The sequence below is a fragment of the Paenibacillus harenae DSM 16969 genome (assembly GCF_000422465.1).
Classification (GTDB): domain Bacteria; phylum Bacillota; class Bacilli; order Paenibacillales; family Paenibacillaceae; genus Pristimantibacillus; species Pristimantibacillus harenae.
On record NZ_KE383843.1, the window covers coordinates 541,041 to 567,347 of the forward strand.

Below are 26,307 nucleotides of genomic sequence, written 5' to 3' on the forward strand. Positions count from 1 at the left end.
CATTCTATTCACCGGACGGTCCTTTTTGTGCTGAATTCCATATCTGGGCTCGGAGAAAAAGCCGGGGGATCCTCGCTTCCCTTCCGGGCACATATGGCTTATTTGGCAATAAGCCTGTTCGTATTTCTCAGCTCGGCAACGGAGCCTGCTCCGATGCCGAACATCGAGGTGCGGAGCTCGAACTCAATCCGCTCGAACTGCTGAAGCAACTGCTCCTGCAATGCCGTTTCTTCAATGCGGGCGGCCTGCGGAAGCAGCACTCTTCCGAAGCCCGCCAAATTCGCGCCAAGCGCGATGGCTTTGGCTGCATCGACGCCGTTCCGCAAGCCGCCGCTCGCGATGATCGTCGCATGCGGCAGCCTCGCGCGAATTTCCGACACGCTGTCCGCTGTCGGGATTCCCCAATCGGCGAACGCTTCGGCGGCTTCGCTGCGGAGGGCGTCGGTCGAGCGGAACTTCTCGACCTGGCTCCACGAGGTTCCTCCCGCGCCGGCCGCGTCAATGAAGGAGACGCCTGCGTCGTACAGGGCCGCGGCCGTATCCGCATCAATACCCCAGCCTACCTCCTTCACGCCGACCGGTACCTCCAGGGAACGGCATACTTGATGAATAGCGGATAAAATACCGCGAAAATCAGTGTCGCCCTCCGGCTGGAACACCTCCTGCATGCTGTTCAAATGCAGGACGAGCGCGTCTGCCTCCGCAATATGAACCGCTTTGCGGCAGGCTTCCGCGCCGAAGCCGTAATTGAATTGAACGGCGCCGATATTCGCGATTACGGGAACGCTCGGTGCATCCTTCCTGATCCTGAACGTGTCCGCAAGCTGCTCATTCTCAATCGCGGCCCGCATGGAGCCAAGTCCGATCGCCCAGCCCCGCTCTTCCGCCGCAATCGCCAACCGACGGTTAATCGCGCCCGCCTCGTCCGTGCCCCCTGTCATGGAACTGACGAGCAGAGGCGCTCCAAGCCTTCTGCCAAGCCATTCGGTTTCCAGCTTCACGTCGCGGAAAGAAAGCTCCGGCAGCGCATTGTGCTTAAATCGGTACCGGTTCAAGCCGGTCTCGATACCGATGCCGTTAACTTGCTCCTGCAAACATATGCGGATATGCTCTCCCTTTCGCTTCGCGGTTGCTGCCTGATCCTCTACTGTCATGCTTGATCCTCCCAAGCGAATACGGCTGCCGCCCATAGCGGCAGCCCTTTCGCTTATCTATTTCACAGCCGTTAACCGGCTATACACGTTTATGTACAAGCATAGCATAATTTTCCGTTTCACGCTTCCGGTGCTGGCCGCTGTCGGTTCATACGTTTACAATCATTTAAATGATTTTTACAATCAAAAATTTGATATTTACAATCATTTTATATTGTATACCCGTCGGAACTGCTTTAAAATAGAAGTAACGAAACGATTGGAGGCGCTATGATGAACATGATCATTTTTGACACGCAGCAGGAATTGGACTCCTATGCGGCGGGGTTAATCGTAAATAAAGTCATCGAGAAGCCAAACGCCGTGTTGGGTCTTGCAACAGGATCGACACCTCTCGGAATTTATGACAAAATAGTAGAGCAATACGAGAAGAAAAAGGTTAGCTTCCGCTCCGTTACAACGTTCAATCTGGACGAATACGTCGGACTCCCGCCCGAAAATGATCAAAGCTATGCCTATTACATGAAGAAGCATTTATTCTCGCATATCGACATCCCTCAGGATCAAATCCATTTGCCGAACGGAATGGCCGATAACATTGAAGCGGAATGCGTCCGGTATGATTTCATGCTCGAAGCGAGCCCCGTCGATATTCAGCTCCTCGGGCTTGGCCATAACGGGCATATCGGCTTCAACGAACCCGCCGTCAATCTTTCGGGAGGCACGCATCCGGTGAAGCTTAAAGCGGAGACGCGCGAGGCAAATGCCCGTTTTTTTGCATCGCTGGCGGAAGTTCCGCATGAGGCGATTACGATGGGCGTCGGCTCCATCCTGAAAGCGGACACGATTGTATTGGTCGTCCGCGGCGCGGACAAAGCGGAGATCGTAAAAGAAGCGCTGACCGGCCCGATTACGACAAGCGTGCCGGCTTCCTTGCTGCAAACACATGCCCGTGTCATCGTGCTTCTCGATCGCGAGGCAGGAAGGATGATGAAGTGAAATGACGGAAAGCTCCAGTTCTGCAAGTTGGCTTATTCATCACGTAAATATCGTACTCGAAGATCAAATCGTAAGCGGCAGCGTGCACGTCGAGCGGGGCAGGATCAGCCGAGTGCTGTCCGATGGATGTGAATTAGACGCTGAAGCTATGGCTTCGGTTGTTTCCGTTGACGGGCTCGGCGGATATCTGCTGCCGGGCTTTATCGATATGCATGTACACGGCGGGTCCGGCGCTGATTTTATGGATGCGGAACGCAAGAGCTTTGATAAGATTACGCGGTTTCACGCCTCGCACGGCACAACCGGCATGCTCGCTACGACGATGACAGCCTCCAAGGAGGCAATAGACGCCGTACTGCAGGCAGCGGAGGACTATCGCGCGGCGGAAATGCCCTATGCCTCCCTCTACGGCGTCCATTTGGAAGGTCCGTTTATTAGCGAGAAATGGCCGGGCGCGCAAAATCCTGCTTTTATCGTGGATCCTCAGCTGGAGTGGCTGAAGCAGTGGACAGCGAAATGGCCTGGCCTCATACGTCAGCTTACGCTCGCTCCCGAACGAAAAGGCTCTCTTGATGCCATCGCCTGGCTCGCCGGGCAAGGAATCGTCGCCGCCTGCGGCCATACCGACGCCGTCTATGAAGAGATTATCGCAGCTGCTGACGACGGATTGTCGCAGGCCGTTCATACGTACAACGCCATGCGGGGCTTGCATCACCGCGAACCCGGGACTCTCGGCGCCGTGCTGATCGAGGATCGCATATACGGCGAACTGATCGCTGACGGCAAGCATGTTCATCCCGCTGCCATCCGACTGCTGCTTGCCGCGAAGTCAACGGATAAGGTGATTCTCATTACCGATGCGATGGCGGCTGCCGGCATGCCGGACGGCGATTACGCGTTAGGCGGACTTGCCGTTGTCGTGAAGGACGGAGAAGCCCGGCTGCGCGAAGGTAACGCCTTGGCCGGCAGCTGCTTAACGATGATCGGCGCTGTCCGTTTTATGCTCGAGCATACGGGGCTTTCGATTGTCGATATCAGCCGGATGGCCAGCGGCAACGCCGCGAAGCAGCTTGGCATCAGCAGCCTTACCGGCTCCATCGGAGCCGGCAAGCAGGCCGATCTTGTGCTGACCGATGCGCAGTTCAACGTCAAGCAAACCTGGGTGCAGGGGCGTTCCGTGTACGAAGCGGTTGTGGTTTAATACTTTTCTTATAAAAAGACGGTCCCTCCATCACTCATGGAGAGACCGTCTTTTGGCATGATGCGCCTAACCCGTCACATGCACGGAAATGTTCTGCTGCTCCGCTTGAGCAGCCAGCTCGCCTTCCAGAGGGGCGTCCGTAATGACCCCGCGAAGCTCGGATAACGCTGCAACCGAGAACAGCGAAGTGCGGCCGGTTTTGGTATGGTCGAATACGGCATACGCGGCTTGAGAACGTTTAATCAGCGCTTTCGCAATTTGCGCTTCCTGCTCCGAGTAGGTTGTAATGCCGCTCGCGGCTGAAATGCCGTCGACGCCGATGAACATCTTGCCGATATGCAGATGCGATACCATACCCTCGCCCAGCGGTCCGCATAACTCAAAGCTGTTATGACGCATGATCCCTCCGGTCACTACCACTTGAATCTGGCTTCCCGCAAGCTCCATCGCGATGTTGACGGCATTCGTCACCACTGTAATTCCTTTGCGGGTCTTCAGCAGCTTCGCAATCAGGAAGTTGGTCGTTCCGCCGGATAGGCCAATGACGTCTCCCTCCGTGATCAGGGAAGCGGCCAGCTCGGCGATACGCTCCTTCTCCAGGATCGACAGCCCTTCCTTCTCGGCAAATGGAAGCTCGCGCGCCGTATGCATGCCGTCATACATCGCCCCGCCTATTGTGCGAATAACGGGATATTCCGCTTCCAGCTGCTCAAGGTCTCGGCGGGCCGTCGCCTCCGAGCAGCCGAAACGCTCGACCATTTCCGGAATCGTAATTCGCCCCTGCTGCTTCAGCAGCTGCAGCATTGCCTCGCGGCGGCGCCTTCCCTTGGAACCAATGACGTCGGCCATTATCAGCGTTCCACCCATGCTTTGGCGGAGAGGCGCTGCTCGACTACGCTCCACTCGGGCAGCGCTTCCCAGTCTCCGCGCATTTGGACGACCAGCGAGCCGTTGATGCTGGCGAGACGCACCGCTTCGATCGGAGTCATGCCCTTCATGATGCCTGCAAGAAATCCTGCGCAGAAGCCGTCCCCCGCCCCAACCGTGTCAACGACCTGCTCAGCCGGATAGAAGGGCAGGCTTTCTTCCTGGCCTTTATCCAAAACGATTGTGGTATCGCCCATTCCTTTAATGATGCTTATCGCTTTCAGCTCAGTCAGCTTGCCTTTAATATATTCGTAATCTTCAGAGTCATACAACAGCTTAAGCTCGTCCCAGCCCGGCAGAAAATAATCCGCATCGGCCGCAAACGGAAGCAGCGCTTCGCGCGCTTCTTCAATCGGCCACAGCTTCAGACGTAAATTCGGATCGAAGCTGACGAGCACGCCGGCCTCCTTCGCAATATCGACGGCGCGCCGCAGCGTCCTGCGGCAATCATCGCTCAGCGCCGCCGTGATACCGGTTACATGTAGAAGCTTGGCTCCGCGGATGTAATCCTCATCGAGCTGTTCGGGCAGCATCCGGCTTGCCGCGGAATGCTTTCTGAAATAATGGACGGCCAGACGCCCCGCTACATGCTCGCGGAACATCATGCCGGTCGGCGCATCCGAACGAAGCTTTGCCCGTGATATATCCACGCCTTCGCCGCGCAGCGTTTTTAGAATCATTTTGCCGAACGGATCGTCGCCAAGCGCCCCGAACCAGCCGACAGAGGAACCAAGCCGCGCAAGTCCGATCGCGACATTGCTCTCCGCCCCGCCGAAGCCTTGCTCCAAGGTCGCGGCGCGTTCGATGGATTTATGCTCCTGCGGCATGAATAGAGCCATGGTCTCGCCAAACGTTACAATTTGCGGTGATGCTTCGTGCACGTTGCCTTCCCCCTACAGCATCATATTTTTTAAAAGAATGAAATTAATTCGTCTCTCAAAAAGGAATTTGCATGAAGTAGATAATTACGATATAAAGCAGCAAAATGATTATGCTCATGACGCGCGCTTTGCTAATATGGGCAGTCGCGCTTTTTCCATCGGCAATCGAAGAAACGACGAGCTTAAGAGGCTTGGAGACGATTCCGCCCAGCGCTGCGATCGCAAGAAACAAGATGGTGACAATAATCATCCATGCTACGGAATAATCCGCTTGAGACATCAAATAACCGCCCGTTAACAGCTGCACGATCAAGAAATATTGCGCAATCCGGTTCGCGGTAAGCAGGCCCTCGGCTAAACCGCCTTGTCCGACGCCGGCAATACCGGACGCTCTCCCTATCATAAAAGGAAGAACGACATAAAAGCCCATTCCCACTGCGCCTAGCGCGTGTAAAAACATCATCACATCATACATCACTAAACTCCTCCTGTTTCATCATCAAGAAATGAAGAACCAAACTTTACTAAAATCGCATACTACGAATAGTTTATCAGAAACATTTGTTTTTTCAAATCAATAGACGATTTACGCAGAACATATGATTCACGTCTTCTGTGGTTTGCTGCAAGAAAAATCATTCATACCTCAGCTGAATAGCCGGTTCAACCTTTTAACCCATATTTGCATATGACGCCATGGATGGCGAAGTAGGCGACCTCATCCGGAAGCGCATCCTTAATCGGACGCAGCTTGTCGGCGCCCAGCTTATCGATCGCCTCCATGATGCGCTGCTCATATTCGGCTGGGATTATCCGGCTCCAATCCAGCTCGTGGCCTTCCTCCGCGCTGCGGATTAAATGCCCTTCAATCGTAACCTTGCTCATACCCCTGGCTTTGGCGATCTCTTCGGGCTCCCGGCCCGCCTGAAAGAACTCCAGCGTGGTCAAATGGCTCGGCTGTTCATCGCCCGTTTGAGGACGTTTAATTGTACCGGAAAACTGCTGCTGAATTCCGGCATCCGTTCGCACCGGTGCGCCTTGACTCCCGAGGGAGCGTATAATCTCAAGCAGCTGCCCGCCGTATTTATCCGCCTTCGCCGCGCCGATTCCTTTAATGCCCAGCAGCTGCTCGCCCGTTTGCGGCTGCGCATTGGCGATTTCCCGAAGCGTCGCGTCGAAGAACAGCATAAACGGCGGCACGCCCTCCGCAGCCGCTTTCTCCTTGCGCCATTGCTTAAGCGCCTCGAATAACGGCGAAGCGGCGGAGGACATATCCGTGCCGACCGATTGCCGCACCGAAGTCCGGACGCGCTGCATGATCATCTCGCGTCCTTCAAGCACCGGCAGCGCATTCGCCGTCAACGACACGACGGGATACTGTCCTTCGCTAAGTTTCAAATAACCTTCCGAGACGAGCCAATACAGCCAATCGGCGATTTCCTTCTCGGGCAGATGGCGCATAAGTCCGTATGTCGATAAGCGGTCGAGTCCGAATTCCAGCAGCCTTTTATCGCGGGAGCCTTTGAGCACCTTGGCTGCCATCGTAACCCCGAAACGCCCCTTCATGCGGCCGACGCAGGAAAGAGCCATTTTCGCTTCCTCCGTACGGTTTACCGGCTCGCTCTTATCCAGGCAGCTGCTGCACTTGCCGCAAGCTTCCACCCCGGTTTCGCCGAAATAATCCACGATGAACTGCTGCAGGCAGCGCTGCGTGCGGCTGTAATTCATCATCAGATGAAGCTTGGACAGCTGAATTGCTTTACGATCCGAATCGCCCGATCCCTGCTCGATCAAAAAGCGCTGCACCTGCATATCCGCAGGCTCGAACAGCAGCACGCATTCGCTTTCCTCCCCGTCGCGGCCCGCGCGCCCTGCTTCCTGGTAATACGACTCGATATCGCCGGTCATCTGCCAGTGCAGCACGTACCTCACATTGGGCTTGTCTATGCCCATTCCGAAGGCGTTCGTTGCCACCATGACGCGAATATCGTCAAAGCGGAATTTCTCCTGCGTGTCGGCGCGCTCGGCGTCAGATAAGCCGCCATGATATTTGCCGGCCGGAATGCCGCTGCGCGTCAGCTGCTCATAGACGTTCTCGACCTCTTTACGCGTAGCCGCGTAGACGATGCCGGACTGCTCCTTGCGTTCAGCCGCGTACCGCTCAAGAAAGCTCTTTTTATCCACTCCCGTGACGACGGACAATGATAGATTCGGCCTTGCAAAGCCCGTGACAAATACGTTCGGATTGCGGAGCTTTAGCATTTCGGCAATGTCCTTGGCTACCTCATTCGTAGCGGTCGCCGTGAAAGCGGCGACAAGCGGGCGATTCGCCATTCTGCCTATCCACCCTGCCAGCTGCCGGTAGCTCGGACGGAAATCATGTCCCCATTGCGAAACGCAATGCGCTTCGTCAATTGCAATTAGAGGGATGGCCAGCCGTTCGGATAAGGACTGAAACATCGGCGCGTCGAGTCTCTCCGGCGCAACGTACAGCAGCTTGTATTCTCCCTGCAACGCGCCATGCATGATTTCCCTGTATTCCCCGGCACTCAGGGAGCTGTTAAGAAATGCCGCCGATACGCCAACGCGCCGCAGCGCATCCACTTGATCCTTCATCAATGAGATGAGCGGCGAGATCACAAGCGAGGTTCCCGGAAGCAGCATCGCCGGTATTTGATAACAGATCGATTTGCCGCCGCCTGTCGGCAAAATAGCAAGCGTGTCGCTGCCGCTCATAATGCCCGATATGATATCCTCTTGTCCTTTGCGAAACGAATCGTAGCCGTACACTCGCTTCAAGGTTTGTCTGGCCTGTTCGATCATTTTGCACTCTCCTTCGGGAATAACGAGCAAACGGAAAGGACCCTGGCAGTAGGCTGTCAGGGTCCTTCCCAAACACATTTCAAGTTGAAATGCCGCTCGCTTTATTTGTTTAGCCCGCTGTTACGATTTGAATCACATTGCGGACGGATTGAGCGGATTTATCCAGCGCCGCTTTCTCATCAGCCGTCAGATCAAGCTCAAGCACCTTCTCGATACCGTCGCCGCCGATAATGGCCGGAATACCCATAAACAGATTGTCGTAGCCGTATTCGCCTTCAAGAAGGGCGATAACCGGTATAATCCGTTTTTTGTCCTTCAGAATCGCTTCCGTCATTTGCACAAGCGACGCCGCAGGCGCATAATATGCGCTGCCGTTGCCAAGAAGGTTAACGATCTCGCCGCCGCCCACGCGCGCGCGCTGTACGATCGCTTCGATGCGGTCTGCCGGGATGAGCTTCTCGATCGGAATGCCGCCGACATTCGAGTAACGAACAAGCGGCACCATGTCGTCGCCGTGTCCGCCAAGCACGAAGCCGCGAACATCTTCGACGGATACGTTCAGCTCTTGCGCAATGAATGTGCAATAGCGGGCGGTATCAAGTACGCCGGATTGTCCGATTACGCGGTTTTTAGGAAAACCGAGCGTTTGGAATGCCGCATAGGTCATCGCGTCAACCGGGTTGCTGAGGATGATGACATAAGCGTTAGGGCTGGTCGCTTTTACGTTCTCGCAAACGGATTTTACGATACCCGCATTCGTGTTCACGAGATCGTCGCGGCTCATGCCCGGCTTGCGGGCGATGCCGGCCGTAATAATCACGACATCGGAATTCTTCGTATCCTCGTAGCTGGAAGTACCGGTAATGTTCGCGTCAACGCCGAGAACCGGAGTTGCCTCAAGCATGTCGAGCGCCTTGCCCTTTGTCGGGTTTTCCAGCGCCGCGATATCGACAAGAACGACGTCGCCAAGCTCTTTCTGAGCAAGCATTAACGCCGTAGTCGCGCCCGTGAATCCCGCACCTACAACCGTAATCTTTTTCCTCTTAATCGCCATTGCAGAAACGCCTCCAATAATGCGCTTATTTGTTCTTTCCCCCAGCAACTTATAGCGGATCCCGCAGGGACGAGCGCTCCATGTGAGAACCGTACCATCTACGCGTCTCATCCTCTCCCACGTTCCCCATTGCTGGTGTCCAGAGGGCGCAGCGCCTTGGGGTCCTCCCTTGGAAGGGAGGATTTAGGTGGGTTCGAAAACAGCTTTTCAAGCTTTTGTTACATATTTTTGATTACCTCGTCAGCAAACGCAGAGCATTTCACTTCGGTTGCGCCTTCCATCAGGCGGGCGAAGTCGTAAGTAACCGTTTTGTTGTTAATGGATGCTTCCATGCCTTTATAGATAAGGTCGGCCGCTTCCTGCCAGCCGAGGTGCTCAAGCATCATAACGCCGGAGAGGATAACCGAACCCGGATTTACAACATCTTTGTCGGCATACTTCGGAGCTGTTCCGTGCGTCGCTTCGAAAATCGCATGGCCAGTCAGGTAGTTGATGTTCGCGCCCGGTGCGATACCGATACCGCCGACTTGAGCGGCAAGAGCATCGGACAAGTAGTCGCCGTTCAGGTTAAGCGTTGCGATGACATCAAAATCGGTTGGACGAGTCAATACTTGCTGCAGCGCGATGTCCGCGATGGCATCCTTCACGATGATCTTGCCGGCAGCTTCCGCTTCAGCCTGCGCTTTGTTCGCGGCGTCCACGCCTTGCGCTTCCTTGATGCGGTCGTATTGGCCCCAAGTGAACGTCTTGTCGGCAAACTCTTGCTCAGCCACTTCATAACCCCAGTTTTTGAACGCGCCTTCCGTGAACTTCATGATGTTGCCTTTATGCACAAGCGTTACGGATTTTTTGCCGTGCTTGATCGCGTATTCGATCGCTGCGCGGGCAAGGCGCTGCGAGCCTTCTTTCGATACGGGCTTGATGCCGATCCCGGAAGTTTCAGGGAAACGGATTTTGTTGGCTCCCATTTCCTTTTGCAGGAACTCGATCACTTTTTTCACTTCCGGTGTACCTTCTTGATACTCGATGCCGGCATAGATATCCTCTGTATTTTCACGGAAAATAACCATGTTTACCAGCTCGGGACGTTTAACCGGGGAAGGCACGCCGTCGAAGTAGCGTACAGGACGAAGGCAAACGTACAGGTCAAGCTCCTGGCGAAGAGCAACGTTCAAGGAGCGGATGCCGCCGCCGATTGGCGTCGTCAAAGGTCCTTTGATGGCTACGATATATTCGCGGATTGCGGTAAGCGTATCGGCCGGCAGCCACTCGCCGTATGCGTTGAATGCTTTCTCGCCGGCAAACACTTCGTACCAAGCGATTTTTTTGCTTCCGCCGTAGGCTTTCTCGACTGCCGCATCCAATACGCGTTTGGAAGCGCGCCAGATATCGCGGCCCGTACCGTCGCCTTCGATGAATGGAATGATAGGATTGTTAGGAACTTGAAGAACGCCGTTGTCAATCGTAATTTGGTCGCCCTCTGTTGGAAGCGCGTATTTCTCGAATTGAGCCATGAATGAAATCCTCCTTGGATATGTACTTGCTGAGCAAGCTTAATAGGTTATTGCGCGAAAAGGAGAACGAACAGTCAGTTCGTTCCCGCATTTCGAAAACTATCGTTGTTCGATCGGAATATACTTTGCATTGACCGGTCCTACGTAATCAGCCCGCGGACGAATCAGGCGGTTATCCTGATATTGCTCGAGGATGTGCGCGCTCCATCCCGAAACGCGGCTGATCGCGAAAATCGGCGTGAACAAGTCGCGTGGAATATCCAACGTAGTATAGACGGAAGCGGAATAGAAGTCAACGTTAGGCTTTAAGCCCTTTTGTCCGGTTACCAGCTCTTCGATCTTTACGGACATTTCGTAGAGCTCCATGTTGCCTGTCAGCTTGCCGAGCTCGCGGGACATCTTCTGGAGATGCTTCGCGCGCGGATCGCCGTTTTTGTATACCCGGTGACCGAAGCCCATAATTTTTTGTTTGTTCGCAAGCGCGTTGTTAATATAACTTTCGACGTTGGCGAACGAGCCGATTTCTTCCAGCATCACCATAACGGCTTCGTTGGCGCCGCCGTGCAGCGGCCCCTTCAATGCGCCGATTGCGGATGTTACGCCTGAGTAAATATCCGACAAAGTAGCGACCGTTACGCGCGCCGCGAACGTCGAAGCGTTCAATTCGTGGTCGGCATGCAGCACGAGCGCTTGGTCAAGCGCTTTAACCGCAACTTCGGCAGGCTCGCTTCCTGTCAGCATGTATAGGAAGTTATAAGCGATCGATACGCCTTTCTTAGGTGCAACGGGCTCTTTGCCCTGACGGATGCGCGCGAATGCCGCTATAATAGTTGGAAGCTGCGCCTGCAGTTTAACCGCCTTAAGCTGATTGGCTTCCGGGGACATGTCGTTTGCCGAGCTGTCGTATAGTGCCAGGCTCGAAACCGCCGTGCGAAGCGCGGCCATCGAATTCGTATCCTTTGGATACAGCTTTATTTGATCAAGTACGCCTTGCGGAAGCGCGGCATATTGGTCCAGCTGCTTCTGCAAACCGTCAAGCTCCGATCGATTAGGCAGTTTGCCGTACCAGAGCAGGTAAGCCACCTCTTCGAAACTTGCGTTCTGCGCGAGATCGTCAATATCAATACCGCGATACGTCAATACGCCGTCAATAATCGAGCTGATGGACGACGCCGCGGCGACAATTCCTTCCAGGCCTTTGGTTGCTGTCATTGATCTCTCTCCTTTAACATTTGGTATCGTCATCAATAATAGGAAAACGTTTCATTGTACCGTCGTTATTAATCATAAATGATTTTGACAATGAAGTGAACAAATCCAGACATAAAAATGCTTTATCGGTACCATTAATATTTTTTTCGATTGGACATTTTACGTTTTATGTCGGATGCGCCAACTGCATTTTTCCCTATTTGATCCAATTTTAGCCGCGCATTAAAACTATTTTTACTGAATCGAAATTAATGGTAAAATGGCCAAAAGAGAATTCGGCGTTTAAAAAATCCACAGCAACGGAGGCGCAACATGACAGGACAACGCATCGGAATAATTGACATCGGCTCCAACTCCGTCCGTCTGGTCGTCTATGAGCGGACCGTAAACGGCGCGCACCGTGTCGCGGACAGCAGCAAGCGCCACGCCCGTCTAAGCGAGCGCATCGATGAAGACGGAAGACTCTCGAATGCCGCGCTTGACGAATTAATCGACACGCTGCGCCATTTTACGATGATTTGCACGCATAACCATGCCGGCCAAATACGTGCGGTCGCCACGGCCGCGATCCGCAATGCAGCCAATCGCCAGTCGATTCTGAGGCGGATTAAGGAAGAAACGGGATTATCCATCGAATTGCTCTCCGGGGAAGAAGAAGCTTCCTACGGATTTCTCGGCATGATCAATTCGCTGCAGATACGGGACGGCTACCTCATTGACATTGGAGGAGGCAGTACGGAGCTTACTTTATTCCGCAACCGCTCGCTTGTCCAAAGTGTTTCCTTTCCCTTCGGCTGCGTTAGCCTTAACAAGCGATTTGGCGTTAAAGGCATGCTGAACGACGATGGATTGAGAGCGCTGGAAGCGTATATTGCCGAAGCGGTCAATCAAACGGGCTGGATCGGCGAATCGCCGGGGCTTCCGCTCGTCGGCGTCGGCGGGACTGCACGGGCGCTTGGCAAAATGCATCAGGCGGCCTACAAATACCCTTTCCCCCATACCCATAATTACCCGATAACCGGCGAGCATGCCAATGCTCTGTTCGACCAGATGCGGAGGCTTCCGCTCGAGAAGAGGCGCAAGCTTCCCGGCCTGTCCAAGGACCGCGCCGACGTCGTCGTTCCGGGCGTTGCGATTTTGCGCTTCCTGTTTCGGGCGGCAAAAGCCGCCCATTACCGCATTTGCGGCGCCGGGCTGCGCGACGGTTTATTCCACGCGACGAGATTTCCGAGTCATCCGAAGCTCGACGATGTGCTCGCCTACAGCATAAACAACTTGATCGCGCTGCACCCCGAGGCGCCCAAGCAGCATGTGATGCAGGTCAACCGGCTGGCGCTTGAGCTCTACGACGCGCTCAATTACGTATATCAGCTGCCGCCGCAGACAAGAGTGCTGCTGGATACGGCCTCCCAGCTGTTCCGGATCGGCGCGTCCATCGATTATTACGAATATGCCAGACATTCCTTCTATCTGATCATGAATTCGCACTTGAACGGACTGACACATCGGGAGATCGTCATGATTGCTGCGATTGCCTCTTATAAGAGCAAAAGCCGGGTCAGGCAGCATATCTCCGAATATCGCGAGCTTCTGAACGACTCCGACCTCGAAATTATTTATAAGCTTGGAACGCTGCTGCAGCTGTCGGCCGCACTCGACCGGACGGAGACGCAGGCGATCGGACAAATGAATATGCAGATGACGGGCCAACAGCTTGTGCTTCAACCCGTCCATCCGCGGGGCGCACTCGCGGTCGAACGCCGCGAGGTGGAGGAGCTCAGCGTTGAATTCAAGAAGTTATGGGGGGCGGTTCCCGTCCTAGATCATGCTATGCCAATCCCTTCCAGGACGTAATCATCTTCGCCTCGAACTGGCTTCGGAAGGGCTGCTTTTCCCCGCACGCCACATGCTCATACGCACCGCTTGGCTGCAGCTCGCGGGCCTTCACGTTATCGTTGATGTTGAGCTGCAGCATTTTAATTAAAATTTGGCGAAGCTTCGCATCGAAAACCGGACACATCAGCTCAATCCGTCTCGTCAGATTCCGCGTCATCCAATCCGCGCTGGATAAGTACACTTCTTCTTCCCCGCCGTTATAGAAATACATAATTCTCGCATGCTCCAGGAAACGGTCCACGATGCTGATCACCTTAATGTTCTCGCTCCTTCCGGGCACTCCCGGCCGCAAGCAGCATACGCCGCGAACGATAAGGACGATTTCCACGCCGGCCTGCGAGGCTTCGTACAGCTTATCGATCATATCCTGATTCGACAGCGAATTCATCTTCGCAATGATTTTGGCCGGCTTGCCGGCTGTCGCGTTGGCTAACTCGCGGTCGATCAGCCGATACAGCTTCTCCTTCAGATCGGTCGGAGCCACGCCGAATGCCTTCCACTCGTAGGGGGACGAATAACCGGTCACCTCGTTGAATAGAGCCGAAGCGTCTCCGCCGATAATGGGATGAGAGGTAAATAATCCGATATCCGTGTATAAAGTCGCCGTATTATCGTTATAATTGCCTGTGCCGACATGCACGTACCGGCACAGCGTTCTCTGCTCGCGGCGTACGACGAGCAATATTTTGGCATGCGTCTTAAGTCCGACTAATCCGTAGACGACATGACAGCCGGCCTTCTCAAGCTGACGCGCCCAAGCGATATTTCGTTCCTCGTCGAATCTGGCCTTCAGCTCCACTACGACCGTTACCTGCTTGCCCGATTCCGCAGCCTTCGCGAGCGCCTGCACAAGCGCGGACTGGCCGCTGACGCGATACAGCGTCATTTTGATCGCCAGCACGTCAGGATCGTAGGCTGCCTGCGTCACAAAGTCATTGACGGCTTCGAACGATTCGTACGGGTGGTACATCAGAACGTCGCGCTGGCGGATGACCTCGAACATATCGTCCGTATCATCGAATTCCCGCGGATAAACGGGCTCCATTTTCTCAAATCGCAGGTTATCGTAGCCGGGAAGCGCGCCCGCGAACTTCATCAGGAAACTTAGGTCAAGCGGACCATCAATTTCGAATAAATTATCCGCGATCTCCAGCTCCTCCATCAGCCTCTCAAGCGCATATGGATGCATGCCTTTGGCAACCTCCAGTCGAACTGGAATGCCCCAGCGGCGGCGGCGCAGCTCCTTCTCGATTTCCTCGAGCAGGTCGTCCGCATCCTCTTCGTTCAACGTAATATCCGCGTCGCGGGTCAACCGGAACGGACTAACGGAGAATGGAATATAACCGTTAAACAACGTATTGATAAATTTCTCGATCAAATCCTCAAGCAGCACAAACTCGGTTTTTTTGCTGTTCGTGCGACCGGGAACCGGGACGAATCTCGGCAAAATTGAAGGCACCTGCACGATGGCGAAGTAGGGCTCTTCTTCCGCCGGATCCCCTTCCTCTCTCAATAAGACGGATAAATACAATTCCTTCGTATGCACAAGCGGGAAAGGTCTGCTCTGGTCGACGGCCATCGGGGTAAGAACCGGAAATACGATTTCGTGAAAATAATCCGATACCGCCTTCGTCTGCGTCACGTTCAGCTCATCGATCGACCTAATAAAGATCCCCTCACGGCTTAAGCAGCGAAATACTTCCCTGTAGGTGCGGTATTGCTCATGGATCATTTGCGTAGTTCGTTTGATGAGCCGTTTCCAAAGACCGGAAGGCGTATACCCGGTAAAATCGGTTTTCGTGAGGCCCGCTCTCATCTGCATCTGAATGCCTGCGACACGGACGCTCATGAATTCATCCAGGTTGCTCGTGACGATCGCCAGAAATTTAGCGCGTTCCAGCAAAGGATTGCCCGCATCCTGAGCCTCTTGAAGAACTCTTCGATTAAATTCGATCCAACTCAAATCACGATTGACATAGTTGGATAACAGCTTAGTCATTTCTCACGCCTCCTGAAAAAGTTGAAGCTGGTTTTCTTCGTCACCAGTGCGCTGCTGCATTATTTATGTATATACGGTTTGCTCCTCCATTTTCACCTTTCCTATTATGACGCCGGACTATTATTTCCATGTTAACCTTTTGTAAATGGTGCGTAAATATTAGAACCGTCCGATTCGAAAATCGCCGTTTTTCATTCTTTTTTCAATCCATTGGAGCATGAGCTGCCTGTAGAACGGACGGGTAAGCGGAAAAAGAAGCGTAATGCCGACGATATCCGATAAAAACCCCGGCATAAGCAGCATCAGTCCGCCTGCGAGCACGCAAATGCCGTCGAGCATTGTAATTCCCGGAATTTGTCCGGCCTGCATTTGCTGCTGCGCTTCCACCCACACCTTACGGCCCTCCGCACGCGCGAGATACGCGCCGGCTAAGCCCATGATCAAAATGATAAAAAAGGTGGTCCAACCGCCGATCCAATCTCCAACCTGCAGGATGCCCCACAGCTCTACAATGGGCAAAATAATGATAGCAGCCAATAGCCATTTGTACATGCCGGCCCCTCCTTCATAATGTGACTCCTTTTTTTCGATGTTTCGATAATCAAGTTGTCCGAAGCAGCCCGTATAATTCAGGCATCGCCTTGTTCAATCTGGCCGGCTGCCACTGACGATTTACCCAGACATGCTTCGTGCCGCCCTCAACCAGCAGCTCCCCAGGAAGCTGATCCTCCTCGGCATGCAGTCCAGCATGCCAATCCGCCTCGGTTACTCTGCGCACTTGCGATTCAAATGCCAATCGCACGGGAGAACAATCCGCGATTCTTGTGCATACAAGAACGGTATCGTCGTATCGCGCCGGGAGCACGTACCTGCACTGCAAGTCGACGACGGGCAGCAGCAATCCGCGCTCCTCTATCGTTTTATAATCATACCCGGCATTTCTTATCCATTCCGTACGTCCAATTTCGAACCAAGTTACATAATTGCCGTGAAAGACGACGCCCATTTGATCCGTTTCCTGATACCTGACGCGCAGCGGATGCAGAAACCAGCTTACAGCCATGCCCATATTCCTCCCTCCTTACGGCCTAGACGCGCTAAGTTGAACAAAAAGCGACGGTGAGATCACCATCGCTTTTGTCTATGTTCTATCCAATTGGTTCAATTCGCCGTATCGGCACGACCTACAGTACCTTCGATTGACCGTGATAAATGACGCCCGTTTCGCCGTAGACGGTTACTTCCATTCCGTCCTGCAGCAGCTCAGTCGCATTCGCGATTCCGAGAATGACCGGGATTCCAAGGTTTAATCCGACAACAGCAGTGTGACTGGTAATTCCGCCCTGCTCCGTTACAACCGCTCCCGCTTTCTCGAATGCCGGCATATATTCCTTATCGGTCGATACCGTTACAAGAATATCTCCAGGTGTCGTTTTTTCAATCGCTTCCTTCGGCGTGCGCGCCACAACGATCTTGCCCGTTCTCGTTTGGCTGCCGATGCCTTGTCCTTGCGCCAAAAGCTCGCCGATATGGTGGATTTTGATCAGATTCGTTGTACCCGCGCGGCCAACCGGCACTCCTGCCGTAATAACAACGGTATCGCCAAGGCTTAGGAAACCAGTGCTCATTGCGCCTTTAACGGCATTTTCGAACATTTCGTCCGTTGTTTTTGCTTCTGGACCAAGTACCGGGAATACGCCCCAAATCAGGGAAAGGCGGCGCAGCACTTTCTCGTCCGTCGTTACGGCAATAATTGGCGACTTCGGCTTGTATTTTGACACCATGCGAGCCGTAAAGCCGCTTTGCGTCGATGTAATAATCGCTTTAGCACGCAGATCGAGCGCGGAGTTGGCAACGGCTTGGCTGATCGCTTCCGTAACCGTCGTTTGTTGGGCATTCGCTTGTTTGTTGAAAATTTCACGGTATTCCAACGCGTTCTCCGCACGCTCGGCAATACGAGCCATCGTTTGCACCGATTCTACCGGATAACGGCCGGCAGCCGTTTCACCGGAAAGCATGATCGCATCCGTGCCGTCGAAAATCGCGTTCGCAACGTCGCTTGCTTCCGCGCGGGTCGGACGGGGATTGCGCTGCATGGAATCCAGCATTTGAGTAGCGGTAATAACCGGCTTGCCTACAAGATTACCTTTTTTGATCATCGTTTTTTGAACGAGCGGAACTTCCTCAGCCGGAATTTCAACGCCAAGGTCGCCTCGGGCAACCATCAGGCCGTCAGATACCTCTAGAATTTCATCCAGATTATCTACGCCCTCCTGGTTCTCGATTTTCGATATGATTTGAATATGGCTTGCATTGTGGCGCTCCAGCAGCTCACGGATTTCCAGCACATCGCTCGCTTTACGAACGAAAGAAGCAGCGATAAAGTCAATGCCCATCTCGATACCGAAAATAATATCGTTGGCATCCTTTTCTGTGATACCAGGCAACGAAATTTTTACGCCGGGCACGTTTACGCCTTTTTTGCTCTTGATGGGTCCGCTGTTTACGATGCGGCAAATGATTTCCGTGCCTTTAACCTCTTCAACCGTAAGACCGATCAGACCGTCATCGATCAAAATGGTCGAGCCAACGTTAACGTCATTCGGAAGATTGCTGTATGTAATCGGAACGCGATTACGATCCCCCAAAATCTCTTCCGTCGTCAGCGTTACGGTTTCGCCTTGACTAAGCTCGATCGGCTCTTCCTTCAGCTTTCCGAGACGAATTTCCGGTCCTTTCGTATCAAGCAGGACGGCTACCGATGTACCAAGCTCCGCATTTGCAATGCGAATGTTCTTAATACGATTGCCGTGCTCTTCGAAATCGCCGTGCGAGAAGTTGAGACGGGCTACGTTCATTCCTGCTTTAATTAATTTCTTTGTGTTTTCCAATGACTCGCTGGATGGTCCGATCGTACAAACGATTTTAGTTTTGCGCATGTTCAATTTCCTCCGTTAGTTGCCTGATATTCTATTATATACTGACATGATTTCCTGCCGGATATACGACAGGAAATCGATTGTACACCATTTTACTGCACGGATGGAGCCTTCTCCGAGGCTTGCTCGACCAAAGCTTCGGCGCCGAATGGCGCAGCGTCCGGTTTATCCGGATCTGCAGCCGCTTTTCCCTCTCGCGCAGGCTTCGGCTCGGCGATCCGGAATTGGCCAACCTTGCGAAATTTCCGGTAACGGTCCTCAATCAATTGTTCCGCGCTGAGCGGAAGAAGCTCTTGCAGATGCTTCCACAGCTTTTCCTTTATTTGATCAGCCTGGAATTCCAAATCCTTGTGCGCGCCTCCATGAGGCTCCGCAATAATATCTTCGATGACGCCCAATTCGAGCAAATCCTTCGCCGTGATCTTCATAGCTTCGGCAGCCTGGTCCGCTCTTGAAGCGTCCTTCCATAGAATGGATGCCGCGCCGTTCGGCGAAATCGCGGAGTAAATCGCATTCTCAAGCATTAACACGCGGTTGCCGACGCCCAAAGCCAATGCGCCGCCGCTGCCGCCCTCTCCGATTACGATACATACGATAGGCACGCCGAAACCGGCCATTTCCCGTAGGTTACGGGCAATCGCTTCCGATTGTCCGCGCTCCTCAGCAGTATTGCCCGGATATGCGCCCTTTGTATCAATGAAAGTTATAATCGGCCGCTTAAATTTATTTGCTTGCTGCATCAAACGCAAAGCTTTCCGAAATCCCTCAGGATGGGGACTGCCGAAAAAGCGGGCAATATTATCGCGCGTATCCTTGCCTCGCTGATGTCCGATAACCGTTACCGGCACGCCGCCCAGCTTGGCCAGTCCGCCGACAATAGCAAGATCGTCCGCAAACAGACGATCCCCGTGCAATTCCAAAAAATCGGTAAAGATCGTTTGAATGAAATCAAGCGACGTCGGACGCTGGTGATGACGAGCCATATGCATCTTCTGCGCCGGAGAAAGCTCGCTGTACAGCTCTTCCTCCAACTGCTTGCATCTCGTCTCCAGTCCTAGAATTTCTTCCGAGAAATCAATTCCCTTCTCCACGCTTAAAGTCTTCAGTTCAACGATCTTTTGCCTTAATTCGTTCAGCGGTTTCTCAAAAGGCAGTTCACCCGCCATTGGACGTTCCCTCCCTTACGCAATGCATATCAAGCAGCTTTGCTAACGTAGGCTTCATGTCTTTGCGGTGTACAACCTTGTCAAGCTGACCGTGCTGCAAGTTAAACTCAGCGGTTTGAAAGTTCTCAGGGAGCTTCTGGCGGATCGTTTGTTCAATTACAATCCGTCCGGCAAAACCGATTAATGCGCCGGGCTCGGCCAAATTGTAATCGCCCAAGCTCGCAAAACTTGCCGACACCCCGCCGGTCGTCGGATCCGTAAATATCGAAATATACAAACCGCCGGCGCCTTGAAACCTAGAGAGCGCCGCGCTTGTTTTGGCCATCTGCATCAGGCTCAAAATACTTTCCTGCATCCGCGCACCGCTCGAAGTCGAGAAAATAAGAAGCGGCAGCTGCTTCGCATGAGCCGCTTCGATCGCTCTCGTAATCTTCTCTCCGACGACGGATCCCATGCTTCCGGTGAAAAAATCAAAGCTCATCACCGCTACGACAACAGGAAAACCGTCGATCGCGCCTTCGCCCGTTACGACGGCATCGCGCAAGCTTGATTTGCTCTTCTGCTGCTCAAGCTTCGTTGCGTAACCGGGGAATTCAAGCGGATCGACGGATTCCATCTCCGCATCGTATTCGATCAGATGCCCGTCATCGAGTGTCATGGCGATTCTTTCCCAAGCGTTCAACCGGTGATGGTGCCCGCAGGAGGAACAAACCTTCAAATTTTTCTCCAATTCCTTGCTGTACTGAATATTGCCGCATTTGGAGCACTTATTCATTAACCCTTCAGGAATGTTGTCCCGCTTGCGGGGCTCCGAAGGTATCGTCGCGTATTTCTTCTTCGTAAATAAGTCCTTTATTTGCACGTGTGACACCTCTCAAGGCGCAATAGTATAGAGCCGTCCTTCGTCATGGCCGCATAATGGAATTGAAAACTTCCTGTACTTCCTCCAGCTCGCCTGACGGAACTAGAATCTCATATTGCTGTTTGGACAGATTAACAGCGCGGACCTTTACCAAAAAACCTTCCTCCGTAAGCCGCTTCTTGATGTTATCTGCGATTTTTGCTGTTGGTGCGATATAAATGACCGTCCACATCACGGTACCTCCTGAAAACTTTGCTGACGCAAAGTTCACTTACTAAACATAGCAATCCCCGGTAACAGGCCATATGATGTCATAATGATACCATAGTCATGGGGAATCCGGCAAATCATATCGGAGCGCCTTTGGGTCTTGATGCGCAATTCTTGCAGATGCGGCGGCAGCCAATCCGGCAACCAAGTCATCCAAAAAAACGTGAATTCTTTCGCCCTTCAAATTCAGTTGACGAATGATGCCGGGTTTTACTTTATCTAAATATCCGAAGCTCGTCAATCCGATCATGCCGTAAACATTCGTAATTCCGAGCGCTAACGTTTCATCGACGCCGTACAACGACTCGTCGTTCTCCATAATCGCCTGCAGCGGCTCGGGCAGCAGCCTGCGCTCCGCCAGCTCGTCAAGGGCTATTCCCGTGTACATCACATACTGTACCTCGCGTTTGGAGAGCACCGCCCTCACGCTTTCCTCGCACTCCTTCATCGTCAAATCCCCGTTATAAGGGCGCTGCAGCGTATACACGATTTCCGTCACGTCATCCACTGATACCCCGCGCTTCAAGAGCCATTTCTCGATTCCTGTCACCATAGCCCATCCCTCCCGCTACTGCTTGTACATAGATTTCGAAAAACATAAGCGAAAAACGGCTCGCTGCGTACGGCGGCGGCAAATGGCCGGTGCTGGAAATCCGCGAATGTCACTTTCCGTTCGCTTGTATCTCTAGATATATGCAGGCGCGAGTCCTGACGTGCATAGGAATTCCAAATGAATGACAAGAACAGAGGTAACGGGCCCGCTTACTTCACGACGATCATGCCTTCTCCCAAAATCTTTCCAATCGACTCAATCAGCTGCGGGGACGGCTTCACGCGATAGCTGTCGCTTAACGCGATTGACTTCTGGCCCCGTTCGTAGAACAGGACGGTCGGCAGAGGACCGGAATGAGAGGCCAGCAATGTTTTAAGGTTCTCAAGGACAGCAGGCTGCTCGTTCTCCGCAGCGATTTTGATATAAACGCGCTGAGGCTTTCGTTCCTGCATCGCTTGCGCGCGCGGCTGCGGAACCGGTTGGCTTTGCGGCGGCGTGCGGGGGGCCGTCGCTCCTCCAGCGGCGCTGCGGGCTGCGCGGGCCTGCGCCTGCTTCTGGAGCCTTCTCACCTGGTCCGCGAGATATACGGCCGCCCCCTCAAGCGGAACGACATCCTCGACGAGCAGCTTGAAATCATCGTCCTGCTGCTGAACCGTCGCTTGCACGATGGCCAGTCCGCCCTTCTCCAGCTTGGCGCCTACCCGCTTCCAGACTGAAGGGAAAACGACGGCTTCCACGCGCATAATCCGGTCCTCCAGCTCGAGAAAGCCCATAGCCAGACCCTTCTTGTTCGTGAAGGGCTTTAGCGATACGACCATGACGCCGACAACTGCCGCCGTCCCGTCCTTCGCGTCGCCAAGCTCAACCAGCCGGTCAAGGCCGAGTCCCGCAAGCTGCTCCTCCGCATCGTCCAGCGGATGACCCGACAAATAAAGCCCCAGCAGCTCCCGTTCAAAATCCAGCTTCTGGCTTGTCGTATACGGCCGTATATCGGGCAGCTCCACATCCCAGTTCTGCACCTCATCGAAGCCGAACATCTCGATTTGCAGTTCTTCCCGCTCCTTCCGCCATTTGAGAGCAGCCTCCACCGTTTCCTCGAGCGCGGCCAGCAGCTGCGCGCGATGGCCCGGCAGCGAATCGCAGGCTCCCGCCTGAATAAGCGATTCAAGCACCCGCTTGTTGACGATGCGCAGGTCAACGCGCTGGCATAAATCAAGCAGGCTCTCATACGGCTTCTCTACCCGCACAGCTTTAATCGCTTCGATTGCCTGCGTGCCGACGTTCTTGATCGCGGCAAGGCCGAACCGGGCGGCTCCGCCGGCAGGCGTGAAGGAAACGCCGCTTTCGTTCACGTCCGGCGGGAGCACCTCGATGCCCATGCGCCGGCATTCATCGACGTATTCGGCTGTTTTGCGCTGGTTGCCGGTCACCGATGCGAGCATCGAGGCCATGAACGGAACCGGATAATGAGCCTTCAGCCATGCGGTCTGGAAGGCTAGCACGCCGTATGCGGCGGCATGCGCGCGCGGGAAGCCGTAATCGGCGAAACGCACGATCATATCGTAGACCCGGTTGGCATCGGACTCCGAGTACCCCTGCTTCAAGCTGCCTTTCACAAAATGCGCCCGTTCCTCGTCCAGCACCTCGCGCTTCTTCTTCGAGACTGCACGCCTTAGCAAATCCGCTTCGCCGAGCGAGAAGCCCGCCATCAGCGAGGCGATCTGCATAATTTGCTCCTGATAGACGATGATGCCGTAGGTATCGGCCAGGATGGGCTCAAGCGTAGGATGCGGGTAATCGACGGTGATAAGACCGTGTTTGCCCTGAATAAATTTCGGGATAAATTCCATCGGACCGGGTCGGTACAAGGCTCCCACCGAGATGATATCCTCGAACACGGTCGGCTTCATCTCCTTCAGCACGCGCCTGATTCCGGAGGATTCCAGCTGGAATATGCCGGTCGTATCGCCGCGTCCCAGCATCGCGTACGTCTCGGGATCCGAATCGTTAACCGTCCGGAAATCGATCTCCTTGCCGTACAGCTCCTTCACCCATTGAAGCGTTCTCTCTAAGATGGACAAGGTTCTCAGTCCGAGAAAGTCCATTTTGAGCAGGCCGACCGCCTCCAAATGCTCCATTGAATACTGCGTAAGCGGAATGCTCTCGCTGCCCGTCTGAAGCGGCGTATAATCCGTAAGCGGCTCCTGTGAAATGACGACCCCCGCAGCATGCGTCGACGCATGGCGCGGCATGCCCTCCACCTTCAGCGCCATCTGCAGCAATGCGGCCGTCTTCGGCAGGCGTTCTGCCGCTTCGCGAAGCTCCGGGCTGGCGCGCAGCGCCTCCTCGAGCGTAATGTGCAGCTGATTCGGGATGAGCTTCGCCGCGCGGTCGACCTCCTGAAAAGGAACGTTCATCGCGCGCCCGACATCGCGTACAGCAGCCTTCGCCGCCATCGTGCCGAAAGTGATAATCTGCGCGACATGATCCTCGCCGTACTTTGCCGCGACATAGGCAATGACCTCATCGCGTCGCTCGTCATTGAAGTCGATATCGATATCCGGCATCGAGATCCGTTCCGGATTTAGAAAGCGTTCGAACAACAGCTTATATTTAAGCGGATCCACATCCGTGATCCGAAGCGTGTAAGCGACCAGGCTGCCCGCGGACGACCCGCGTCCCGGACCGGTGCGGATGCCGCGTTCGTGCGCGAAGCGTATGAAGTCCCAGACGATGAGGAAGTAGTCGCTGAAGCCCATTTTCTCAATAACCGAAAGTTCGTACTCCAGCCGGTGCTCGGCCCTCTCACGGAAGCCGGCATCGCTCAGCCACTCCGGCAGGCCCGCATACCTTGCGGTTAAGCCGTCACGGCATAGCGTCTCCAAGTAAGCGGCGGAGCTCATTCCGGACGGCACGGGCCGGAACACCGGAAGCGCGGCGCGGCCCAGCGTAAGCTCCAGCTCGCATCGATCCGCGATCTCGGCGGTATTCGCCAGCGCGTCCGGAACATGCCTGAATAAGCCCGCCATTTCATCGGCGCTTTTCAAATAGAGCTGGTTGGTCAGCATGCGCATGCGGTCCGTGTCCTCAACCGTTTTGCCCGTTCCGATGCACAGCAGCACGTCTTGCACCTCCGCGTCCTCTGCTCGTAAATAATGGACGTCGTTCGTGGCGGCTAGCTTGATGCCGAGCTCGCGCGAAAGCTCGATCATGGCGGCGGCTACCTTCTTCTGGTCCAGCATGCCGTGATCCTGCAGCTCCAAGTAAAAGTCTTCTCCGAATATTTCCTTGTAGCGCAAGGCGGCGTTCTTCGCCTCCTCCCGGCGGTCATAGAGCAAATGCTGCGAGACCTCCCCCTTCAAGCAGGAGCTGAGGCATATCAGACCCTCCGAATGCTCCCGGAGAACTTCCAGATCAATGCGGGGCTTGTAATGGAAGCCCTCCAGATGGCCGATCGAGCTTAGCTTCATCAGATTGCGGTACCCCGCCTCGTTTTTGGCAAGCGCGACAAGATGATAGATCGGGTTCTCCTTGCGGGTTCCCTTCTCGAACCGGGAGCCGGTTGTCATATAAAGCTCGCAGCCGATGATCGGTTTAATTCCATGAGCGCGGCATGCGCGGTAGAAAGGAATCGCCCCGTACATGACCCCATGGTCCGTCAAGGCGAGCGCCTTCATTCCGAGCTCCGACGCTGTCGCCGCAAGATCGCGAATTCTGGCGGCGCCGTCGAGAAGACTATATTCGCTGTGTACATGCAAATGCACGAAATTTGGTTCGGTCGTACCGCTCATAACGCCTGATCTCCTTCGCCGTCCGAAATAGTTAGCTCTATTTTATCATAATAGAGGCGGACACGCCCATAGAATGGTAGCAGGGTGTACAAGCGTTCGAGCCGGTTTCAATATTTCATATTTTTCCGAGGAGGTTAGTTCCATGAGCTATTTCTTGTCCAAGGCGGGACTTGATTTTTTTATAGCGTTCGGCGTCGTGATCGGGGGATCGATGCTGGCCGGCGTCGGTTCGGTGTTCATGCTGCTGCCGCCCGCGGCTACGATGCTCGATACGGCCGCCCGGTTGAAAATTTGGGCGATCGTCGTGGCGGTCGGCGGTTCCATCGATCCGGTCCGCGTCATTGAGAGCAACATTATGGCCGGGCAATTGTCGCCGGCCGCCCAGCAGATTTGTTTTATTATTATCGCGTTTCTCGGCGCGCATCTGGGATCGGAGCTGGTCCGACTTATTTGCAAGGGAGCCATATAACAATGCGGGTACCGCCTTTTGAACGTTGGGTCAGGGGCATGCAGATGACGGGGGTGCTGGTGCTGGGGATGATCATCGGGGCTATCGTCTATAATTCGTTTTACTTGGCTCAGACCGAAGCTTTGATTACCTTGAAGAGCGAGCTGGAGATGCAGCTTGAGCAGAATGCGCAAGATATGGAGAACCTGAAGGATTTCAAAAACAAGCACACCGTCATTAAAAGCGTTCAGCCTCGGATTGAGACTGAAACCGGCCTCAAATCGGACAGGCCGAAACTCGATCAGGTGACGGAAGCGGCTCTGATAAAAAAAATAAAGGAAGATCTGGACATCTTTCTCGGCCGAAGCATTTACGAGATCGATTCCGATGCGAAATTCGCCCGCAAGCTCCTTGACCGGAAGGTGTATACCGATATCTACGGCAAGGATTACAGCATCCAAATCAAAACGATACTCGTCGTCGACAATGTTCTTCAAGTCTGGGTGCATGTTGATAATTATACGAAGCCTCCCGCATGAGCGAAATCGGGCTGATCATGGTACAATAGAGCCTGTCTGCTCTTGCGTGTCAAGCGGCAATCTCATTATTCAAAGGAGC

22 protein-coding genes are annotated in these 26,307 nt (G+C 54.0%); 5 read left to right on the forward strand and 17 right to left on the reverse strand.

The window, feature by feature from the left end:
• Nucleotides 1–98 precede the first annotated feature (98 nt).
• Nucleotides 99–1,154 carry a type 2 isopentenyl-diphosphate Delta-isomerase gene (fni, locus tag H581_RS0121910; RefSeq protein ID WP_028611874.1) on the reverse strand — a complete coding sequence of 352 codons (1,056 nt, stop codon included), beginning with the start codon at nucleotides 1,152–1,154 and terminating at the stop codon, nucleotides 99–101.
• Between the two features lie 273 nt (nucleotides 1,155–1,427).
• Here fni and nagB point away from each other — a divergent pair, with 273 nt between their 5' ends.
• Both nagB and nagA read left to right on the forward strand, forming a co-directional pair.
• On the forward strand, nucleotides 1,428–2,153 hold the full coding sequence (gene nagB / locus H581_RS0121920) for a glucosamine-6-phosphate deaminase (protein WP_028611876.1): 726 nt from the start codon (nucleotides 1,428–1,430) through the stop codon (nucleotides 2,151–2,153).
• 1 nt (nucleotide 2,154) lies between these two features.
• Nucleotides 2,155–3,354, forward strand: a complete 1,200-nt coding sequence (gene nagA / locus H581_RS0121925; RefSeq protein WP_028611877.1) for an N-acetylglucosamine-6-phosphate deacetylase — start codon at nucleotides 2,155–2,157, stop codon at nucleotides 3,352–3,354.
• Nucleotides 3,355–3,420: 66 nt separating this feature from the next.
• Here nagA and H581_RS0121930 read toward each other — a convergent pair whose 3' ends face one another.
• From H581_RS0121930 to citZ, 7 genes are all read right to left on the reverse strand, one after another.
• A complete protein-coding gene (locus H581_RS0121930) occupies nucleotides 3,421–4,203 on the reverse strand; it encodes a DeoR/GlpR family DNA-binding transcription regulator (protein ID WP_028611878.1) in 783 nt (260 codons plus the stop codon).
• A 2-nt stretch (nucleotides 4,204–4,205) separates the two neighbouring features.
• Nucleotides 4,206–5,162, reverse strand: a complete 957-nt coding sequence (locus tag H581_RS0121935) for a sugar kinase (RefSeq protein WP_028611879.1) — start codon at nucleotides 5,160–5,162, stop codon at nucleotides 4,206–4,208.
• Between the two features lie 55 nt (nucleotides 5,163–5,217).
• Nucleotides 5,218–5,637: a hypothetical protein gene (locus H581_RS0121940; protein ID WP_028611880.1), complete on the reverse strand. Its 420-nt coding sequence runs from the start codon at nucleotides 5,635–5,637 to the stop codon at nucleotides 5,218–5,220.
• 188 nt (nucleotides 5,638–5,825) lie between these two features.
• Entirely contained in the window at nucleotides 5,826–7,985 is a 2,160-nt protein-coding gene (gene recQ, locus H581_RS0121945) for a DNA helicase RecQ (protein WP_028611881.1), read from the reverse strand.
• A 109-nt stretch (nucleotides 7,986–8,094) separates the two neighbouring features.
• Nucleotides 8,095–9,039, reverse strand: coding sequence for a malate dehydrogenase (gene mdh / locus H581_RS0121950; protein ID WP_028611882.1), 945 nt, complete (start codon nucleotides 9,037–9,039; stop codon nucleotides 8,095–8,097).
• Nucleotides 9,040–9,257: 218 nt separating this feature from the next.
• Nucleotides 9,258–10,553: an NADP-dependent isocitrate dehydrogenase gene (gene icd / locus H581_RS0121955; protein WP_028611883.1), complete on the reverse strand. Its 1,296-nt coding sequence runs from the start codon at nucleotides 10,551–10,553 to the stop codon at nucleotides 9,258–9,260.
• 99 nt (nucleotides 10,554–10,652) lie between these two features.
• Nucleotides 10,653–11,765 carry a citrate synthase gene (citZ, locus tag H581_RS0121960; protein ID WP_028611884.1) on the reverse strand — a complete coding sequence of 371 codons (1,113 nt, stop codon included), beginning with the start codon at nucleotides 11,763–11,765 and terminating at the stop codon, nucleotides 10,653–10,655.
• Nucleotides 11,766–12,077: 312 nt separating this feature from the next.
• On the opposite strand from citZ, the gene H581_RS0121965 reads away from it, so the two are divergent.
• Complete coding sequence (locus H581_RS0121965; protein ID WP_028611885.1) at nucleotides 12,078–13,619, forward strand: Ppx/GppA phosphatase family protein; 1,542 nt, start codon at nucleotides 12,078–12,080, stop codon at nucleotides 13,617–13,619.
• On the opposite strand, the gene ppk1 is transcribed toward H581_RS0121965, so the two are convergent.
• The 9 genes from ppk1 to H581_RS0122010 all read right to left on the reverse strand — a co-directional run bounded on the left by ppk1 (nucleotide 13,594) and on the right by H581_RS0122010 (nucleotide 25,241).
• Nucleotides 13,594–15,660, reverse strand: coding sequence for a polyphosphate kinase 1 (ppk1, locus tag H581_RS0121970; protein ID WP_028611886.1), 2,067 nt, complete (start codon nucleotides 15,658–15,660; stop codon nucleotides 13,594–13,596). The genes H581_RS0121965 and ppk1 overlap by 26 nt on opposite strands.
• 159 nt (nucleotides 15,661–15,819) lie before the next feature.
• Nucleotides 15,820–16,212, reverse strand: a complete 393-nt coding sequence (locus H581_RS0121975) for an FxsA family protein (RefSeq protein WP_028611887.1) — start codon at nucleotides 16,210–16,212, stop codon at nucleotides 15,820–15,822.
• A 49-nt stretch (nucleotides 16,213–16,261) separates the two neighbouring features.
• A complete protein-coding gene (locus H581_RS0121980; protein WP_028611888.1) occupies nucleotides 16,262–16,723 on the reverse strand; it encodes an acyl-CoA thioesterase in 462 nt (153 codons plus the stop codon).
• Between the two features lie 121 nt (nucleotides 16,724–16,844).
• The gene (gene pyk, locus H581_RS0121985; RefSeq protein ID WP_028611889.1) at nucleotides 16,845–18,599 is read right to left on the reverse strand and encodes a pyruvate kinase; all 1,755 of its coding nucleotides are present in this window, start codon (nucleotides 18,597–18,599) and stop codon (nucleotides 16,845–16,847) included.
• 92 nt (nucleotides 18,600–18,691) lie between these two features.
• The gene (locus H581_RS0121990) at nucleotides 18,692–19,765 is read right to left on the reverse strand and encodes an acetyl-CoA carboxylase carboxyltransferase subunit alpha (RefSeq protein ID WP_028611890.1); all 1,074 of its coding nucleotides are present in this window, start codon (nucleotides 19,763–19,765) and stop codon (nucleotides 18,692–18,694) included.
• Nucleotides 19,755–20,627, reverse strand: a complete 873-nt coding sequence (gene accD, locus H581_RS0121995) for an acetyl-CoA carboxylase, carboxyltransferase subunit beta (protein WP_028611891.1) — start codon at nucleotides 20,625–20,627, stop codon at nucleotides 19,755–19,757. Before accD ends, H581_RS0121990 begins: the two co-directional genes overlap by 11 nt.
• Nucleotides 20,628–20,670: 43 nt before the next feature.
• Complete coding sequence (locus tag H581_RS0122000; RefSeq protein ID WP_028611892.1) at nucleotides 20,671–20,859, reverse strand: hypothetical protein; 189 nt, start codon at nucleotides 20,857–20,859, stop codon at nucleotides 20,671–20,673.
• Between the two features lie 96 nt (nucleotides 20,860–20,955).
• Entirely contained in the window at nucleotides 20,956–21,450 is a 495-nt protein-coding gene (locus tag H581_RS0122005) for a phosphatidylglycerophosphatase A family protein (RefSeq protein ID WP_028611893.1), read from the reverse strand.
• Between the two features lie 209 nt (nucleotides 21,451–21,659).
• Complete coding sequence (locus tag H581_RS0122010; RefSeq protein WP_028611894.1) at nucleotides 21,660–25,241, reverse strand: DNA polymerase III subunit alpha; 3,582 nt, start codon at nucleotides 25,239–25,241, stop codon at nucleotides 21,660–21,662.
• A gap of 142 nt (nucleotides 25,242–25,383) precedes the next feature.
• Between H581_RS0122010 and H581_RS0122015 the strand changes: the two genes are divergently transcribed.
• Complete coding sequence (locus H581_RS0122015; protein WP_028611895.1) at nucleotides 25,384–25,710, forward strand: YtrH family sporulation protein; 327 nt, start codon at nucleotides 25,384–25,386, stop codon at nucleotides 25,708–25,710.
• 2 nt (nucleotides 25,711–25,712) lie between these two features.
• Nucleotides 25,713–26,228 carry a sporulation membrane protein YtrI gene (locus H581_RS0122020; RefSeq protein WP_028611896.1) on the forward strand — a complete coding sequence of 172 codons (516 nt, stop codon included), beginning with the start codon at nucleotides 25,713–25,715 and terminating at the stop codon, nucleotides 26,226–26,228.
• The last annotated feature ends 79 nt before the right edge of the window (nucleotides 26,229–26,307 follow it).